The 17356-nt window shown below is 64.7% G+C and carries 16 protein-coding genes and 1 pseudogene; 7 read left to right on the top strand and 10 right to left on the bottom strand.

What is annotated here, in order from left to right:
• Window positions 1-45: 45 nt before the first annotated feature.
• From DB459_RS17960 to fliL, 4 genes are read right to left on the bottom strand one after another with little or no spacing between them, the layout of a single operon-like run.
• Window positions 46-834, bottom strand: a complete 789-nt coding sequence (locus DB459_RS17960; RefSeq protein ID WP_253706629.1) for a MotE family protein — start codon at window positions 832-834, stop codon at window positions 46-48.
• Window positions 831-1301 carry a DUF6468 domain-containing protein gene (locus DB459_RS17955; protein WP_253706628.1) on the bottom strand — a complete coding sequence of 157 codons (471 nt, stop codon included), beginning with the start codon at window positions 1299-1301 and terminating at the stop codon, window positions 831-833. The genes DB459_RS17960 and DB459_RS17955 overlap by 4 nt, the downstream gene beginning before the upstream one ends.
• Window positions 1298-2491 carry a flagellar motor switch protein FliM gene (fliM, locus tag DB459_RS17950; RefSeq protein WP_253706627.1) on the bottom strand — a complete coding sequence of 398 codons (1194 nt, stop codon included), beginning with the start codon at window positions 2489-2491 and terminating at the stop codon, window positions 1298-1300. Before fliM ends, DB459_RS17955 begins: the two co-directional genes overlap by 4 nt.
• A gap of 15 nt (window positions 2492-2506) precedes the next feature.
• Window positions 2507-2995 carry a flagellar basal body-associated protein FliL gene (gene fliL / locus DB459_RS17945; RefSeq protein WP_253706626.1) on the bottom strand — a complete coding sequence of 163 codons (489 nt, stop codon included), beginning with the start codon at window positions 2993-2995 and terminating at the stop codon, window positions 2507-2509.
• Between the two features lie 370 nt (window positions 2996-3365).
• Here fliL and flgF point away from each other — a divergent pair, with 370 nt between their 5' ends.
• Genes flgF through flgH form a run of 4 tightly spaced genes read left to right on the top strand, consistent with a single transcriptional unit; the run spans window position 3366 to window position 6779 of the window.
• Complete coding sequence (flgF, locus tag DB459_RS17940; protein WP_253706625.1) at window positions 3366-4133, top strand: flagellar basal-body rod protein FlgF; 768 nt, start codon at window positions 3366-3368, stop codon at window positions 4131-4133.
• A 12-nt stretch (window positions 4134-4145) separates the two neighbouring features.
• Window positions 4146-4934: a flagellar basal-body rod protein FlgG gene (flgG, locus tag DB459_RS17935; RefSeq protein WP_253706624.1), complete on the top strand. Its 789-nt coding sequence runs from the start codon at window positions 4146-4148 to the stop codon at window positions 4932-4934.
• 22 nt (window positions 4935-4956) lie between these two features.
• Complete coding sequence (gene flgA, locus DB459_RS17930) at window positions 4957-6015, top strand: flagellar basal body P-ring formation chaperone FlgA (protein ID WP_253706623.1); 1059 nt, start codon at window positions 4957-4959, stop codon at window positions 6013-6015.
• Window positions 6016-6020: 5 nt separating this feature from the next.
• Complete coding sequence (gene flgH / locus DB459_RS17925) at window positions 6021-6779, top strand: flagellar basal body L-ring protein FlgH (protein ID WP_253706621.1); 759 nt, start codon at window positions 6021-6023, stop codon at window positions 6777-6779.
• A 327-nt stretch (window positions 6780-7106) separates the two neighbouring features.
• Here the strand turns inward: flgH and DB459_RS17920 are convergent, their stop codons facing one another.
• The 3 genes and pseudogenes from DB459_RS17920 to DB459_RS17910 form a co-directional block, all read right to left on the bottom strand.
• Window positions 7107-10154: an EAL domain-containing protein gene (locus tag DB459_RS17920; RefSeq protein WP_253706619.1), complete on the bottom strand. Its 3048-nt coding sequence runs from the start codon at window positions 10152-10154 to the stop codon at window positions 7107-7109.
• A gap of 245 nt (window positions 10155-10399) precedes the next feature.
• Window positions 10400-10531 (bottom strand): annotated as a pseudogene (locus tag DB459_RS17915) (YhjD/YihY/BrkB family envelope integrity protein); the annotation flags it as partial.
• 2 nt (window positions 10532-10533) lie between these two features.
• Window positions 10534-10761: a hypothetical protein gene (locus DB459_RS17910; protein WP_253713754.1), complete on the bottom strand. Its 228-nt coding sequence runs from the start codon at window positions 10759-10761 to the stop codon at window positions 10534-10536.
• Between the two features lie 557 nt (window positions 10762-11318).
• Here DB459_RS17910 and DB459_RS17905 point away from each other — a divergent pair.
• Window positions 11319-12320, top strand: coding sequence for a sensor histidine kinase (locus DB459_RS17905; RefSeq protein ID WP_253706618.1), 1002 nt, complete (start codon window positions 11319-11321; stop codon window positions 12318-12320).
• A 25-nt stretch (window positions 12321-12345) separates the two neighbouring features.
• On the opposite strand, the gene DB459_RS17900 is transcribed toward DB459_RS17905, so the two are convergent.
• Both DB459_RS17900 and DB459_RS17895 read right to left on the bottom strand, forming a co-directional pair.
• Entirely contained in the window at window positions 12346-12750 is a 405-nt protein-coding gene (locus tag DB459_RS17900; protein ID WP_253706617.1) for a four-helix bundle copper-binding protein, read from the bottom strand.
• A gap of 121 nt (window positions 12751-12871) precedes the next feature.
• Window positions 12872-13147, bottom strand: coding sequence for a metal-sensitive transcriptional regulator (locus DB459_RS17895; protein ID WP_253706616.1), 276 nt, complete (start codon window positions 13145-13147; stop codon window positions 12872-12874).
• A gap of 68 nt (window positions 13148-13215) precedes the next feature.
• On the opposite strand from DB459_RS17895, the gene DB459_RS17890 reads away from it, so the two are divergent.
• Window positions 13216-15687 (top strand): heavy metal translocating P-type ATPase, encoded by a 2472-nt coding sequence (locus DB459_RS17890; protein WP_371926771.1) that lies wholly within the window; start codon window positions 13216-13218, stop codon window positions 15685-15687.
• Between the two features lie 27 nt (window positions 15688-15714).
• Here the strand turns inward: DB459_RS17890 and DB459_RS17885 are convergent, their stop codons facing one another.
• Entirely contained in the window at window positions 15715-16266 is a 552-nt protein-coding gene (locus DB459_RS17885) for a hypothetical protein (protein WP_253706615.1), read from the bottom strand.
• Between the two features lie 185 nt (window positions 16267-16451).
• Here DB459_RS17885 and DB459_RS17880 point away from each other — a divergent pair, with 185 nt between their 5' ends.
• Window positions 16452-17219 (top strand): sulfite exporter TauE/SafE family protein, encoded by a 768-nt coding sequence (locus DB459_RS17880; RefSeq protein WP_253706614.1) that lies wholly within the window; start codon window positions 16452-16454, stop codon window positions 17217-17219.
• Window positions 17220-17356: the final 137 nt, after the last annotated feature.

The raw sequence follows: 17356 nt of genomic DNA, 5'->3' as shown, positions 1-17356 counted from the left end.
CGATGAAGGACCTGTTAAGCATGTTCGTGCGCGCGGCCATCGACCTCAATTGGCCGCGGGCGGCGGATTGCCCGACGTCGAGCGCCCCTCGATCTTCGGCAGCCCAGCCGCCAGCGATGCCTTGTCGCCGGACGCCCGTCGCGCCATTTCCACCGTCAAGCGCTCAGCCGTGTCGGGCTGCATCTGGCCGACGATATCGGACAGCTTGCGCGGTGCGATCTGCATCGCCACCTCGATCAGTACCCCCATCTCGAGCCGATCGAAAATCTTGGCCGCGTCCTTGGGCTTCATCGCCTCGTACATCGTGACAATGCCCTTGAAGCGGGCAGCATCCTGCTGGGTCTTCTGCTCGGTGGCAGCACCAATCCGGGCCTCGACCGCTTTCATCTCTTCGACCTTGCCCTCGATCCGCTTCTCGGCGGCGCGCAGCAGGTTCTCGCGGATGTCGATCTCACGCGATCTCGCATCCAGCTCCTGGCGACGCTCCTGCAGCCGCTCGAGGATGGCGCGTTCGGAAGGCGACACCGGCTTCGCCTGGTCCGCCGGCATCGTCTGGTCGACGATCTTTTCGGCCGGTTTGTCCTCCGCAGGCTTGTCGTCCTTCCTGGCCGCGACCGAGCCGGTGATGTCGGAGGGATCGCCTGCGGCCACACGCTTGCCGCCGGGGAAGTTGAGCATGTCCTGCGCCCAGGACTGGGGCTTCTCGCGAGCGGGAGCACGGTCGACGAAAATGTAGCCGCCTTCCGTCACCAGTCCCATCACCTTCAGCCCGACCAGGCAGACGATCGCGACCAGCAGCAGGGGAAGGATGCGGAAATTGCGAAATCCGTTCATGCGGCGAGACCAGTGCTGCGCCGACGCTCGGAGAAGGCCTGAGCCGCGGCAAGAATGGACTTCGGCGCGGCGGGAACGGCGGGTGCGGCCGGCGCCGTCACGGAGGCCGCCTGCGGCACCTGGGCGGCTTCTCCGCCGGGCTTGCCGGCCGAGACGATCCGCGACAGCCGCCGCAGCAGTTCTTCACCCGCGATCAAGCGCTTGTCGAGCGCAGCGATCATATCGGCAGAGGAATCCAGCCGGCTACCGAGGTTTTCGTTGCAGTCCCGCACCGTCACCTTGAGACCACCGATCGCCCGCTCCGCGATTTCGGTCGCCGTGATCAGTTCGGCGATGGTGGCCTTCAGCGACTGCTCGTCCGCCTTCAGCCGCTTGAGGCGGCTGTTGAGCAGCATGCAATAGCCGATGGTAAGGATCAGCAGCATCGCAACCAGGGTCTCGATGATCATGCCCAGCGAGTGATTCATTGTGCCTCCATCATCTTTGTCTGCTCGTCAGCCTTCTCAAACATCGCAAGCGTCATGTGCGGCTTGCGCAGGGGCTTGACCACGCGGATCGCGACGCGATCCCCCACCCGCCCCATCCGCCCTTCGGTCAGGGTGACATCGCCGCAGCGAATCGAAACCGTGGCATCGGCCCGCAGCCCGAGCGGCAGGGTGTCTCCCACCTGGAGCTCCATCAGCTTGCGCAGCGGGATATCGGATTCGTAGAGCACGGCATCGACAGCGATCTGCGCCCGCCCGATTTCGGTGGCGAGATGGCCCTCCCAGATCGGGTCGCGACCGAACTTCTCGCCCATGAACATCTGCAACAGCACGTCGCGGATGGGCTCGATGGTGGCATAAGGCAGCAGCAATTCGACGTTGCCGCCGCGATCCTCCATGTCGATGCGCAGGCGCACCAGAATGGCGGCATTGGCCGGCCGGCTGATCGCCGCGAACCGCGGATTGGTCTCCAGCCGATCGATGGTGAAACGCACCGGCGACAGCGGCCGGAAGGCCTGTTCGGCGTCGGCGAGAACGACCTCGATCAACCGCTTGACCAGATTGGTCTCGATGGTGGTGTAGGGCCGCCCCTCGATGCGCAGCGAGGTGGTGCCGCGACGGCCGCCGAGCAGCACATCGATCATCGAATAGATCAGGCTGGAATCGACGGTAGCCAGGCCGAAATTCTCCCACTCCTCCGCCTTGAACACCGCGAGGACGGCCGGCAGCGGAATGGAATTCATGTAGTCGCCGAACCGGACCGAGGTGATGCGATCGAGCGAGACCTCCACGTTATCGGAGGTGAAGTTGCGCAGCGACGTCGTCATCAGCCGGACCAGCCGGTCGAAGATGATCTCGAGCATCGGCAGGCGCTCGTAGGAGACCATTGCCGAATCGATGATCGAGCGGATGCCGGAATTGTCGTCGAGATTGACCTCGCTGACGCTGAAGCCGAGGAGATTGTCGATCTCCTCCTGGGTGAGGACCCGCTCGCCCGAATTGGTCTGCAGCCCGCGGCTGCTCTCCTCGACCATGGCGGCCCATTGCTCGGCCATGGCCTCGGTCAGTTCGTTGGCGGCAGCTTCGTTGGCGGCAGCCTCCGGATCCTCGGAATCGAGCGAGGCGCCCCACTCCGCGGCTAGCGCATCCTGGTCGACGTCACCTGGCGCCATCGCTCTAGATCCCGCTCACTGGACGATGAATTCCTTGAACAGCACGGCGCTGACCTGATTCGGCTGAATGGCGGCATTGACCCTGCGGGTCAGCTCCTCCTTGAGGCGGAACAGGCCGACCGAGCCGTTGAGGTCACCGGCGCGCAGTTCGCGCATGTAGGTCTGGAAGATGTCGACGACCCGCGGCATCGACGGCTTGATCGCCTCGATCTGCTTCTCTTCCTTCACCTCGAGGGCGATCTTGACCTTGAGATACTGCACGCGCTCGCCCGGCAGGCCGGACAGGTTGACCAGCACCTCCGGGACGTCGACGAAGACCGGCGGCTTGACCTTTTCCTCGACGTGCTTCTCCTCACCCTTCGGGCGCATGAAGAGAAAATAGGAGGTGGTGCCGCCCGCCAGGACGACGAACACCAGCACCCCGGCCACGATCAGTTTGAATCTGCTCTTTGGTGCGCCGGCACCTGCTTCGCCGTCGCCCTGCTCCGTCGCGTCGTCCGCCATCGCCCCCGCCTGCCCGATCGGGCTTACCCGTTTTGCTGCCGTGCAGGCTTGATATGACGCGATACGAATGCCGCCGGCGCGATGGGCGCCCAGTCCGGTAACCTTAGGTTTGGAATGGTTAACGGAACCTTTCTTTGCCGCGGCAACTGGGAAAATTTTGCCGGGCAAACATGGTCAACAATTCCTTATTGCCGGGTCGCAGCAACCGGCAAAAAACTCATCTATTTGAAATACCGTCATTTTTGGCTCTGGCACGCATCTCGCTTTGCCCCTTTGGCGAGCCGCGGTTTGGGAGAACAGCAGCCTGCACGGAACGGCCGAACGCCTTGGGAGGGCTGCCGGCGCGATCCATCAAGGGGAGATATTGCCGATGGAGAATACCCTCCTCATCGGACTGTCGCGCCAGATGACGCTCGAGCGCCAGATGGACGTGATCGCCAACAACATCGCGAACGTGAACACCACCGGCTACAAGGCCGACCGGTCGTCGTTCGAGGAATATCTGATGCCCGTCGCCCGGGCCGACAATTTCGTCGGCCGCGACCGGCTGCTGAGCTATGTCCAGGATCGCACCTCCTGGCGCGACCACGCCCAGGGCGCGGCCGAGCCGACCGGCAATCCGCTGGATGTCGCGCTCGATGGCAACGGCTATTTCACGGTGCAGACCCCCGCGGGCGAGCGCTACACTCGCAACGGCGCCCTTCATATCAACAACCAGGGTCAGCTCGTCACCGCCGACGGCAACCTGGTGCTCGGCACCAACGGGCCGATCACCTTCCAGCCCAACGACGTCGAACCGATGATCGCCCAGGACGGCACCATCACCGTCCGCCAGGGCGCCACGACGCTCACCGATTCCGTCCGCGGCAAGCTGCGGATCGTGAATTTCGCCGAACCGCGTCGGCTGCAGAAGGAAGGCGACAATCTGTACTCGGCGCCGCAGGGCGTCGTCGCCCAGGCTGATACCAAGACCCAGCCGCGCCAGGGCTTCCTGGAAAAATCAAATGTCGTCGCGGTCGCCGAGATGAGCCGGATGATCGAAGTGACGCGCCTCTATACCCAGCTGTCCTCGATCATGACGCAGCAAGGCGACCTGCGGAAGTCGGCCCTCGACAAATTGGCCGAAGTGCCCGCCTAAGGAGATTGAGCGATGCGCGCCCTCTATACCGCAGCGACCGGAATGGCGGCCCAGGAACTGAACGTTCAGGTCATTTCGAACAACATCGCCAATATGCGGACCACCGGCTACAAGAAGCAGCGGGCCGAGTTCCAGGATCTGATCTACGAGCATGTCAGCCGCGTCGGTGCCCAGGCATCGGACCAGGGCACGATCCTGCCGATCGGCGTGGACCTCGGCGGCGGCGTCAAGACGGTGGGAACGCCGAGGTCGATGACCCAGGGCACCCCGGTGCAGACCGGCAACGACCTCGACCTCGCCATCCGCGGCGAGGGCTTCTTCAAGATCCAGCTCACCGACGGCACCTTCGCTTACACCCGTGACGGCACCTTCACGCTCGACGGCACCGGCCGCATCGTCAATGCCGAGGGCAACCCGGTGCAGCCGACGATCACGGTGCCGAACAACGCCTCCGGGCTCACCATCAACTCCCAGGGCCAGGTCTCGGTCACACTGCCGGGTTCGACCACCCCGACCGTGCTCGGCCAGCTTCAACTGACGCGCTTCATCAACAAGGCCGGCCTGCAGCCGATCGGCGACAACCTCTTCAAGGAAACGCCTGCCTCCGGCGCGCCGCAGGACGGCACCGCCAACAACGACGGCTATGGCGACCTGCAGCAGCGCTATCTGGAGCAGGCCAATGTCGAATCGGTGACGGAAATCTCCGACCTGATCGCCGCCCAGCGCGCCTATGAGATGAACTCCAAGGTAATCAGCGCCGCCGACCAGATGATGCAGTCGACCACCAACCTCTTCCGCTGACGTGAAACTGATCGAGCGAGCCATGACCCTCGTCCGCCGCACCGCCACCACTCTTCGCCGAAGCAACCTTGTTCTGCGCAGCCTTGCGCTCGTCGCCATCCTGATCACCGGCGGCCACGCCGCACTCGCCCAATCGAAGGAAGAAGGCATTACCGCCCCGAGCTTGCGCGCCACTATCAGCGTCAGCGGCGAGATCGTGCGTATCGGCGACCTGATCGACAACGCCGGCAGCGCGGCACAGATCGCCGTCTATCGGGCGCCGGATCTCGGCACCACCGGATCGCTTTCGGTGGCCGAGGTGCTCGCGACGCTGCGCAGCCACAACGTGATCGGCGTCGACACGCACGGCCTCACTGAAATCTCGGTGACGAGGCTGACGCGCGAGCTCACCTCCAAGGAGGTCGAGCAGCAGATCGCCCGGCTGCTCGAGCACCGCAACGGCCTCGGCGACGCCGCCGATCTCACGGTGACGTTCGACCGCGAATTGCGCACCCTTCAGCTCGATGCCAGCGGCGGCGAGCTCAAGCCTGCCTATACGCGCTTCGACGCCCGCAACAACCGCTTCGACGTGTTGTTCGAGATCGCCGATGCCAATGGCGGCACACCGCTCCGGCTGCGCTTCACCGGTACCGCGGTCGCGACCACCGAAGCCACGGTGCTGACCCGTGCCGTCGACCGCGGCGAGATCCTCAAAGCCAGCGACCTCATCGTCGAGCGCCGCCCGAAATCCGAACTGGGAGGCGACGGCGCCCGTCGCGACGTCGCCATCGGCATGCAGGCCCGCAAGCCTCTGCGCGCCGGCCAGGTCGTTCGCGCGAACGACCTCTCGCGGCCCGACATGGTGCAACGCGACCAGATGGTCACCCTCGTCTATCAGACCGACGGCCTGTTCCTAACCATGCGCGCCAAGGCGCTCGAGGCAGGCGGCCAAGGCGATGCGGTGTCGGTCATGAATCTGCAATCCAAGCGCACCGTCCAGGGGGTCGTCACCGCCCCCGGCCAGGTGTCGATGTCGCCGCCCAAGCCGATCACCACCGCCTCCCTTCCCGCTTCGTCGCCCGCAGCGCCAAAAGCCGAGTAACGTCCATGTCCAGTTTTCGCGTGTTCAACCGCCTCGCCCTTCTCGCCCTGCTGACCGCGCTCGGAGCGTTTTCTGGCGGCTGCTCGGCCATCGATCGTCTGTCGATGATCGGGGAGCGGCCGGCGCTCGGCGCCATCGAAAATCCGACGACCAAATCGGGCTACAAGCCGGTGCAGATGCCGATGCCGACGCCGCAGCCGGCGTCCTACAATCCGAACTCGCTGTGGCGAAACGGATCCCGCGCCTTCTTCAAGGATCAGCGTGCCGCACAGGTCGGCGACATCCTCACCGTAAGCGTCAACATCACCGACAAGGCCAACATCGCCAACGAGACCAAGCGCAGCCGCAGCAACAGCGAAAACAGCGGCACGACCGCCTTCTTCGGATCGCAGTGGCTGTCGGGAACATGGGCCAAGGCGCTGCCCGGCCGGACGCTGACCGCCGACTCCACCTCCTCCAGCGACGGCAAAGGCAGCGTCGATCGCCAGGAAGCGTTGCAGACCAACGTCGCCGCCGTGGTCACCCAGGTGCTGCCGAACGGCAATCTGGTGGTCGAAGGCAAGCAGGAAGTGCGGGTCAATTTCGAAATCCGCGAGCTGATTGTCGCCGGCATCGTACGGCCGGAGGATATCCAGAGCGACAACACCATCGATTCGACCAAAATCGCAGAAGCCCGTATCGCCTACGGCGGCCGCGGCCAGATCAGCGACGTGCAGCAGCCGCGCTACGGTCAGCAGGTCCTCGACGTGCTGCTCCCATTCTAGTGTCCTGTTTCCAACGTTCGTATCCCATTGCAGCAGGCGCTCATACGAACGTTGGAAACAAGGGGACACTAGCATCACTATGATTCTAGTGTGGTTTTGGATCTGACGCTCGATCGAAGAACTCGCTGCAATACTGAAACGAGCGTCAGATCCACCACACTAGGCGGCGGCGCCCCTCCGAGCTCCCACACTTTGCCGTGAACCTAGGCGCGGCAAAGTGAATGACGCGGCCTCCGGTAGCTCCCTGCCGGAGGCCGCAGTCCATTCTGACGAACTGTCCCGCTCCGTCAGAATTCAACCATTCCACCTTCGCGCAACGGCGCCCGTCTATTGCGATTTGCAACGCGACATGGCGCTCTCACTCAGCCCCCTGCACTCGACCTCGGCGAGTTCGCCGACAATCGATGGCGCGGCGACCTCGGCGAGTTCGCAATCCCGGGGCAAACTGGCCAGAAACCGCGGCATCTCCTCGGGCGGAAGCGGCTTGCTGAAAAGGTAGCCCTGCAATTCGTCGCAGTGGCGCTCGCGCAGGAAGCGGTCCTGCTCGATCGTCTCGACCCCCTCGGCCACCACCGTCAACCCGAGCGCGTGTCCCATGCTGATGATCGCCGTGGCGATGGCCCGGTCCTGGGCACTGACGGCGACGTCGCGCACGAAGGAGCGGTCGATCTTGATGGTATCGATGGGGAAGCGCTTCATCAGCGACATCGAAGAGTAGCCGGTGCCGAAGTCGTCGATGGCCAGGCGAACACCGCGGCTGCGGATGGCCTCGAGCAGCGCGACCGCACGCTCGACGTTCTGCATCATCATGCTCTCGGTGATCTCGATCTGCAACAGTTCGGGCCTCATTCCGGCCAACCTCAGTGCCACGTCGAGGTCCTTGAGGAGATCGGGATCGAGGAACTGGCGCGGCGACAGATTGACGGCCATCGACATCGGTGGAAAGCCCATCTCCTGCCAGGCCATGTTCTGTTCGCAGGCAGTCTTCAGGACCCAGCGGCCGATCGGAATGATCATCCCGCTTTCTTCGGCGAGCGGGATGAATTTCATCGGCGGCTGCTCGCCCAATGTCGGGTGGTGCCAGCGCAACAGCGCCTCGACACCGCTGAGGCGACCGTTCATCGTACCGCATTTCGGCTGATAGTGCAGCCTGAGCTGGTTCTGCTCGACGGCCCGGCGCAGATCGGCTTCGAGTGAAAGGCGTTCGACTGAATGGAGCGCGGCCTGGTGGGTGAAGAATCGGAAGTTGTTCTTGCCTTCCTGCTTGGCAGCGTACATCGCAAGGTCGGCGTTCTTGATCAGTTCATCGCCATCGAGACCATCAGCCGGAAAGCGCGCAATACCGATGCTGGTCGTCACCTGGCACTCATGGCCGTGCAGCGACACCGGCCTGGCCATGGCCCGCAGGATACGGCCGGCTGCCTTGGCGATCGACCCGTCCCCGGCCGAGGCCTTGAGCAGGACGACAAATTCGTCGCCACCCAGTCGTGCGACCACGTCGCCCGGCCGTGTGCAGGCGCGCAGGCGTCGCCCGACCTCCTTGAGCAGCCGATCACCGGCGGCATGGCCGAGGGAATCGTTGACGACCTTGAAGCGATCGAGATCGACGAACAACACGGCGAGTTCGCTGCACGACGCTCGCGCCTCTTTCACGGCGGCCTCGATCAGGTGGTTGAAGGTCGCGCGATTCGGTAACCCGGTGAGCGGATCATGCCGGGCGAGAAAACTGATCTGGCGTTCAGCCCGACGCTTTTCCTCGACGCGTTCGAAATTCGCCAGCGCGAAAGAGATGTTCTCCGCCAGTCTCGCCAGCAGATCGACCATGGGCTGGGTGAAAATGTCGTGCTCGGCAGAGAGAAAAAGGATGACGCCGACGACGGTGTCGCCCTTGAGCAGCGGAAAGGCCGCGCCCGATTTCGTACCGCCGCCACTTGCCAGCTTATGCCAGTGGCGCGTGCCGTCATGGCCGAGAAAATCGTGGGCGATGCAGGGCTGGCGCGTGCGGAAGGCGGTGCCGGTCAAGCCGCGGCCCTGGGGGTGCGCGGCCGAGGTCGAGAAGCGGGTGGTCAGGACGCGATCAGCATTCCTGCCGCGCGAGGCCACGATCTCCAGGAATTCGCTGCCGGGCTGCGCCAGTGCGATCGTGGTGGAGGTGAACTTTCCGCCCAGCACAGCTGCGTCGCAGACCCGGCCCAACAATTCGTCGCGGGTCTGCCCCCGCATGATCGCCTCATTGGTCGCGCTCAGCGCGACATACATGCGATTGAGATTTTCCTGCTCACGCTCGGAGTCCCGGCGCGCCCGGTCCTGCTCGAAGCGGGTGAGCCCGAACGAGACATTGGCCGCGATTCGGCTCATCAACTCGATAAGCGGCCCCTCGATCTGACCGTACCCCTCGCTGTAGAAGAAATACATGATGCCGATCGGTGCTCCGTTGTCGCGGATCGGAAGCGCCGCGCAGGCAGTCAGGCCGGAACGGATGGCGAGATCACGCCATGGAGCGATGCGCATGTCGCCGGGGACGTCGTTGCTGATTGTCGGCTGATTGGTGCGAAAGGCGCTGCCGCCCAGGCCCTTGCCCTCGGGCACGTCCGGATCCACCGACACCTTCATCTGCGCAATGATATCCGCCACCGGACCAGAGTGGCCGGCGAGTCGCAGCACCGGCATCCCGGCGGCCTTGAGGAAAATGGCCGCGCCCAGCAGCTTGCCGCCGTCGACCACGGCTTGGGCGACCTTCTGCATCATCTCGTTCGCGTCGGACGAGCGCAGGATGGCTTCATTGGTTGCGCTGAGGGCCTTGAAGATGTTGAAGGCACGCTGGCTCGCCGCCTCGGCTTGCCGCCGCTGCCTCTCTCGGTCGAAACCATCGAGGGCGAAAGAGACGTTCTCCACCATGCGCTCGAGCAGCGCGACGATCTCGCTCGTCAGCGCCCCCGCCTCGCCCAGGCAGAACAGAAACACGCCGATGCTCGTGCCGGCGCGCAGGATCGGCACCGCAGCGACGGCACCGATACCATTGCGCCTGTTCTCCTCGATCCACGGTCGCATCTTCGGGTCGTTGAAGACATCATTGCAGGTTGCGGATCGTCCGCTGCGGAAGGCGATACCGCTCGGGCCCTGGCCACGTTCGCAGTCGGGATCGACGGAGATCGTCGTCGGCGGCACCGGGCCGCTCTGGCTGGTTGCGGCCGCGATGCGCAGCGAGCCGTCCGGCAGCGGCAGCAACGCGCCGGTGAACTTGATGTCGCCGCCGTAGACCGCGGCATCGCAGACCTTCTGATAGAGTTCTTCCGGGCTCGTGGAGCGCAGAATTGCCTCGTTCGTCGCGCTCAGCGCGGTAAACATCCTGGCGTCAAGTGGCCGGCCGTTCATGATCGTCCAGTCCTCCCGGCGGCCATCAAAGCAGCCATGAGGCAAGGGCTGGTTAGCGCGTTGCGTTAAGAATGACTAAATCCGCGGTTCCGGCCGCCCCACGACGGCGAAAGCGGAATGCAGGGTAAATCAAGCCTTGCCGGAATGCGCAGCGGTTCGACGCATTGCCGATCCCGATACCTGCAGCTGCCCTGAGCGGCTCACTTCGCCTCGCCGACCGTATCGGTCATCGCCGCCCCGCGCCGGACGGTCGACATCCACATCCAGATCATCAGGCCGGTCGCGGCGCCATGCGAGCCATAGGTGGCGTCGTAATTGGCAAAATGGGAGAGATCGTACGACAACAGCGCCGAGCCGACGATCCAGGTGACGGTCGCGATCACGCTGCGTAGCTGTGACGCGCGACGACACCCTCTTCGTACCGCCGGACATAGCGTGGCCGGCGGCTGCGCCAGCACTGCCCGTCTTCGTTACAGACCAGCCGCACCTGATCGATATCGGAATATCCGGCGGTATCCGTCGGCGCCGCCGGAAGCGGCGCGGCCGAAGCCGCCGTCGTCATCAGGGCCGTCAACACGGCCGCGGCCGCAATAGCTGTCTTGTACATGCCTTCTCCTCCTTTCGCGCGCCGCAGAGCCGCGGAATGCTCCTGTTCCGGCCCGGCGAGCTTGCCGGCGTCGGCTAGTCAGGGGGCCAACCATCGGGCCGAGGCGGCGTTCCGAGGAGGAAAAATCAGAACAGGCGAGCTCTCTTACCGGTGATGCCAATGACGGTGGGAGTGGCTCCAGCCTTGGTGCCGGCCGATATACCAGCCGAGATGCCGGCCGCGATTGCCGTGCGCGTGGCCGTCGCCGTGTCCGTGGCTGCCGCCATGGCCACCACGCACCATGATCAAACCGGTGTAGGACCCCAGGGACGATTGAATCGGGAGAGCCTGGGCCGAGCCGGCCATTATGATGGCCGCAAAGGCGACAAAGCCGCGGGTCAATCGAATCATCTGCAGTCCTTTCAAAAGGTACAAAGGTGAGCCGGGACAATTCGGCAGACCTGATCGGATTCCCGTCAAGCCGATCATTGCGCGAGGCTGGGGGAACCGGCATGCTGAAGGGCTGAATGGCCGACCTCCCGGCTCTTTGTCCGGCGGGAATGCAACAAGGTTGCCGCATGCCGAATGACCTCCGGCCGATCGAGACCACGCGCCTCGTTTGGCTGATCGGAGGAATCCGCAAATTTCAGGACACCCCTGCCGGTTACGGCATCGCCACCGGCCTGACGCTTGGCGGCATCGCCATTCGCGAATTGCTCGATCCCTATCTCGCGCTGCCCTACGTGCTGCTGTTTCCCACCATGGTGATTGCCGCCCTGGTCGGGGGGCGCAAGGCCGGCATTCTCGCCGCCATCATCGGTGGACTCGCCGCCTGGTATCTATGGATCCCCCCACGCGGGTCATGGAAACTGGAATGGCCGGCCGGCCACATCTCGGTGGCGCTCTACGCCTTCTCTGCGGCTGTCGTCCTGCTTGTCGTCCGCGGCCTCAACGAGACCATGCGCACGCTCGAGCGCGAGCGGGACCTGTCGTCGACCCTGTTCAAGGAGCTGCAGCATCGCACCGCGAACAATCTGCAGGTGGTCTCGGCAATGCTGCAGCGGAATCGCGCCCTGGTTCTGCGCCACCCCGAAACAGCGCCCGAGGTGATCGACGCCGCCGCAACACGCTTCGAGGTGATGAGCCGCATCAACCGTCTGCTTTACAGCCCCGACATGCAGATCGTGCTGATGGGACCGTTTCTGGAGACCCTGACCTCCGAGATCCTCGGCGCGCTCAGCAGTAGCGCTATCCTTGTCACCTGCAGGCCCTGCGACATTGAATTGTCGCGAACCAAGGCCATGGTGCTCTCCTCGATCACCGCCGAGCTGCTCACGAACTCGGCCAAGCACGCCTTCTCCGGACCCGGGTCGGTGGTGATCGGACTGGAGCGCAAGGATGGAACCTACGTCTTCACCTATTCCGACGACGGCAGGGGCTACGACACAACTGCTCCGGCACGATCCGAGGGCCTCGGCAGCCGCATCATCGCGGCGCTGGTCGCACAGATCGGGGGGACCATGGAAACCCGATCCGGCCCGGGCGGGACATTCGTCACCATCCGCCTTGCCCTGACCTGAACGGATCTGGGTCGGCGCGCAGTGATCAATGAGCCATGCTGCGGCCGGCGGCCTCGCAGGCTTCCATGCTATCACGGCAGGCGGCGGCGCAGATCCTGCAGTGCTCATGCTGACCGGCGTGACGCTCGCATTCCTCCATGCACATCCGGCAGGCGGCGGCGCAGGCATGAAGCATGCGCCGGATCAGTTCCTCGTCGGACCCGGTGCGGCGCGTCACCAGCCGTCCTGTGACGTTGCACACATCGGCGCAATCGAGATTGAGACGGATGCACTGAGTGAGCTGCTGCACCATCGGCTCGGCCAGGCAGGCGTCGGCGCACGAGGTGCAGACCTGGGCACAGGTGTAGCACTCCTCGATACAGCGGATCAGGGAGTCATTGAGGTTGCCACGGACGTGTGGATGGGTGCTGATCATGTCCTGGGCGCGCATGGGGCTGATCCTTTCGAGTTTTGCCCTGCCCCGCCATGCAACGAATGCCGGCGGAAGAAGGTCCGCCCGCGAACGCTGTCAATTGCAGAAATGTGCGGAAACGCGCCGGTCCGGCTTTGCTTCAACGTTCCACACGGCCGATCAGCGCGACCAGTTCAGCGATCTTGTCCCGCTGGTCCGCCCTGTCGCCGCTGGCAACCGCGTGCTCGACGCAGTGGGCGACATGGTCTTTGAGAATCTCGTCCTCGGCCCGGCGAAGCGCGGCGCGCACCGCCGCGATCTGGGTGATGATGTCGATGCAGTAGCGATCGTCCTCCACCATCCTGGCGAGACCGCGCACCTGCCCTTCGATGCGGCTGAGACGTTTCGTGACCGAAGCCTTGAGTTCGTTTCGCATTGCCGTTATATACCCCATGGGGGTATTTGCCCACAAGCGAAACCTTCCCACGCGATTGGAGACGGCGGATGGGTTCCGACAACGACCACAATGCCCCAGGTTCTTCGGCAACTGGTTCCTCGGGACACGGTTCAGCCGGAACTGGTTCCGGCGGCTGCGGCAGCGCCGGCGCGGCAAAGAACGCCCTCCCGCCCGCGACATCCTCCTGCTGCAGCGGCACAGTCCCGGCAGCCGTCCGCGACGAATCCGCCAAGGCCATCGACCCGGTCTGCGGCATGAGCGTCGACCCCGCCGCGGCCAAGCACCGTGCCGAGCACCACGGCGAAACCTACTTCTTCTGCTCCGCAGGCTGCCGCACCAAATTTGTCGCCGACCCGGTGAAATATCTCGACAAGACTGCCCGGACGCCGGAACCGCCGCCTCCGCCCGGCGCCATCTACACCTGTCCGATGCATCCGGAGATCCGACAGGTCGGTCCGGGCAGCTGCCCGATCTGCGGCATGGCTCTCGAACCGGAAGTGGCGTCGCTGGAGGCCGGTCCCAATCCCGAACTCGCCGACATGACGCGGCGCTTCTGGATCGGCCTCGTGCTGGCTTTGCCGGCCGTGGTGCTGGAGATGGGCGGTCACATCATCGGGCCGCACAACTGGGTCGATCCCACCCTGTCGAACTGGATTCAGCTCGCGGTCGCCACGCCCGTGGTGCTCTGGGCGGGCTGGCCCTTCTTCGTCCGCGGCTGGCAGTCGATCCTGACCCGCAACCTCAACATGTTCACCCTGATCGCCATCGGCACCGGGGTGGCCTATGTCTACAGCCTCGTCGCCACGCTCGCGCCCGGCGCCTTCCCGTCCGCGTTCCGCAGCCATGGCGGCACGGTCGCGGTGTACTTCGAAGCCGCCGCGGTGATCACCGTATTGGTGCTGCTCGGCCAGGTGCTCGAATTGCGGGCGCGCGAGGCGACCTCGGGCGCGATCAAGGCCCTGCTGCAGCTCGCGCCGAAGACCGCCCGGCGGATCGACGATGACGGTGCCGAACGTGAGGTGGAGATCGACACTCTCGCGGTCGGCGATAGATTGCGGGTGCGCCCCGGCGAGATGGTGCCGGTGGACGGGGTCATTCTCGAAGGCCGCTCGTCGCTCGACGAATCCCTGGTGACCGGTGAATCCATGCCAGTGACCAAGGAAGCCGGCGGCCGCGTAATCGCGGGCACACTCAACCAGTCTGGCGGCTTTGTCATGCGGGCCGAGAAGGTCGGTCGCGACACGCTTCTTTCCCAGATTGTGAAGATGGTGGCCGAAGCGCAGCGCTCGCGTGCACCGATCCAGCGCCTGGCCGACCAGGTCTCCGGCTGGTTCGTTCCCGTCGTCATCGTCACGGCCCTCATCGCGTTCGGCGCCTGGGCGACGTTCGGCCCCGAACCACGCATGGCCTTCGGCCTTGTCGCCGCGGTGAGCGTCCTGATCATTGCCTGCCCCTGCGCGCTCGGACTCGCCACGCCGATGTCGATCATGGTCGGCGTCGGCCGCGGCGCCCAGGCAGGCGTCCTGATCAAGAATGCCGAGGCGCTCGAGCGGATGGAGAAGGTCGACACGCTGGTGATCGACAAAACCGGAACGCTGACCGAAGGCAAGCCGAAGGTGGTGTCGGTGGTGCCGGCCTCGGGACTTGCCGAGAACGAGCTGCTGCGGCTCGCAGCCAGCGTCGAACGGGCCAGCGAACACCCGCTCGCGGACGCCATCGTCCGCGCCGCCAAGGAGCGCGACCTAGCTCTTGCCGACGTCGCCGATTTCGATTCGCCGACGGGCAAGGGCGCGACGGGCACGGTCGCGGGCCGAGTAATCCTGCTCGGCAACGCCGGCTTCATGGCCTCGCGCGGCATCGACATCCGTCCCCTCGAAGCCGAAGCAGAACGCATGCGCGCCGAAGGTGCCACCGTGATCGCCATGGCGATCGACGGCGCGCCGGCCGGTCTCTTTGCCATCGCCGATCCGGTGAAGTCGTCGACGCCTGCGGCCCTGACGGCGCTGGCAAGCGAAGGCATCAAGGTCATCATGTTGACCGGCGACAACCGCACCACCGCCCAGGCAGTGGCGCGACGGCTCGGCATCGCCGACATCGAGGCCGAAGTCCTGCCCGATCAGAAGAGCGCCGTGGTGGCGAAGCTGCGCCGGGCGGGGCGTATCGTCGCCATGGCCGGCGACGGCGTCAACGACGCGCCGGCGCTGGCGGCGGCCGAGGTCAGCATCGCCATGGGCACCGGCACCGACGTCGCCATGGAAAGCGCGGGTGTCACTCTGCTCAAGGGCGACCTCGGCGGCATCGTCCGCGCCCGTCGGCTGTCGCAGGCCACCATGAACAACATCCGGCAGAACCTGTTCTTCGCCTTCATCTACAATGCCGCAGGTATCCCGATCGCCGCGGGCATCCTCTATCCCAGCTTCGGCATCCTGCTGTCGCCGATCATCGCCGCCGCCGCCATGGCGCTGTCGTCGGTCAGCGTCGTGGGGAATGCCTTGCGCCTGCGCATGACCAAGTTGTGACGCAGCGACCGCGCCGCACCCGTCAGCTCAGTGGTGCGGATGGTCGCCGCGGGCGATCATCAGGTGATGCTGCTGATGATGCATGCCGAGTGTCATCACGCCGATGAAGCCGAGCGCCTTCAGCTTGTTCTGATCTCGCGCGGGAGCGACGACGGACAGCGTCGCACCGCGATCGGTCTCGGCGGCTTTCATCGTCCAGCCTTCGATACCGTTCATGGTATCGGCATGGGCGACCACCATGCGACGGATCGAGTCCTGGACCGCCCCTTCCCCCTCGACGGTGAATATCATGCCGCCATCGATCGGCGTGCTGTGAACCTTTGCGCGAAAGGTGACATTATCCATGTCGATCAGATGCTGCCGCAAAGCCTCGATGTCGACCTTGCTCCAGTCGGTATCAGGATCGGCCTGCAGCATTTCAACGATTTCCTGTATCGCGGCGAAAGTGGACTGGCCGGCCTGGCGCGGAGCCGCCATGATCTGATGATCGGCGCCATGATCACCATGATGGTGATGGCTATCCTGCGCGAATGCAAAAGCCGGTATCAGGGCGGCGAGCAGGATGACGATACGGAACATGACCATTTCCTCCATGACGGGCGGGCTGCGTGGCAGGATTCTGCCATGACAGCCGACGGCTTGACATCGGAAGTTCGATAGGGGCCGCGGGTTGCCAATCTGTCCCCGCCAAATATTTTAGCAATTGCTAAACCATTTCATCGTCGCCGCCAACTCACGAAACTCTGGCCTGACCTCGGCAGGCAATGATCGCAGCACTCTCCTCCGGAGGCCTCGTCGGCTTCGTCCTCGGCCTGATCGGCGGCGGCGGTTCGATCCTCGCCACGCCGCTCCTCCTCTACGTCGTCGGCGTCAGCGACCCCCACGTGGCGCTGGGCACCGGCGCACTGGCGGTCGCGGTCAGCGCCTACGCCAACCTGATCGCCCATGCCCGCAAGGGCAATGTATGGTGGCGCTGTGCCGCGGTGTTCGCCGCCATCGGCACGCTCGGCGCTTTCGTCGGTTCGAGTCTCGGCAAGCTCCTGGACGGCCAGCGCCTGCTCTTTCTTTTCGGGCTTCTGATGCTGCTGGTCACCAGCCTGATGCTGCGCCCCCGCGCGCAATCTTCCGGCAAGCCCCTGGTGGTCGACCGACGCATGTGCGTCACGACCGCGGCCATCGCTCTGATCACCGGCGGGCTGTCGGGATTCTTCGGTATCGGCGGCGGATTTCTCATCGTGCCCGGCCTGATTCTTGCGACCGGTATGCCGACGATCAACGCCATCGGTTCGTCGCTGCTGGCGGTCGGCACCTTCGGCCTGGCGACCAGCCTCAATTACGCCATCTCCGGCCTCGTCGACTGGGTAGTCGCCGCCGAATTCATCGGCGGCGGCCTCGTCGGCGGCGTGCTCGGCACACTGCTTGCGACCAGTCTCACCTCCTACAAGAATGCCCTCACTCGCATTTTCGCCGCCATTGTCTTTGCCGTCGCCGTCTATGTCCTCTATCGGAGCGGGATGGCGGTCCTCGGCTGACCACCGCTCGGCCCCCGGTTGACTGGCGGCTAGTTTGGGCTCGCGTGGTTGCCAACGTTTTGCAGAGACCACCCATCCCGCTGTATGATCCAATGGAGCCGCCACACTCGCGGCAACGATCGACGGGAGCCTCCCAC

The organism is Bradyrhizobium sp. WD16 (assembly GCF_024181725.1).
Classification (GTDB): Bacteria; Pseudomonadota; Alphaproteobacteria; order Rhizobiales; family Xanthobacteraceae; genus Bradyrhizobium_A.
This window is presented reverse-complemented; position numbering and strand designations above follow the sequence as displayed.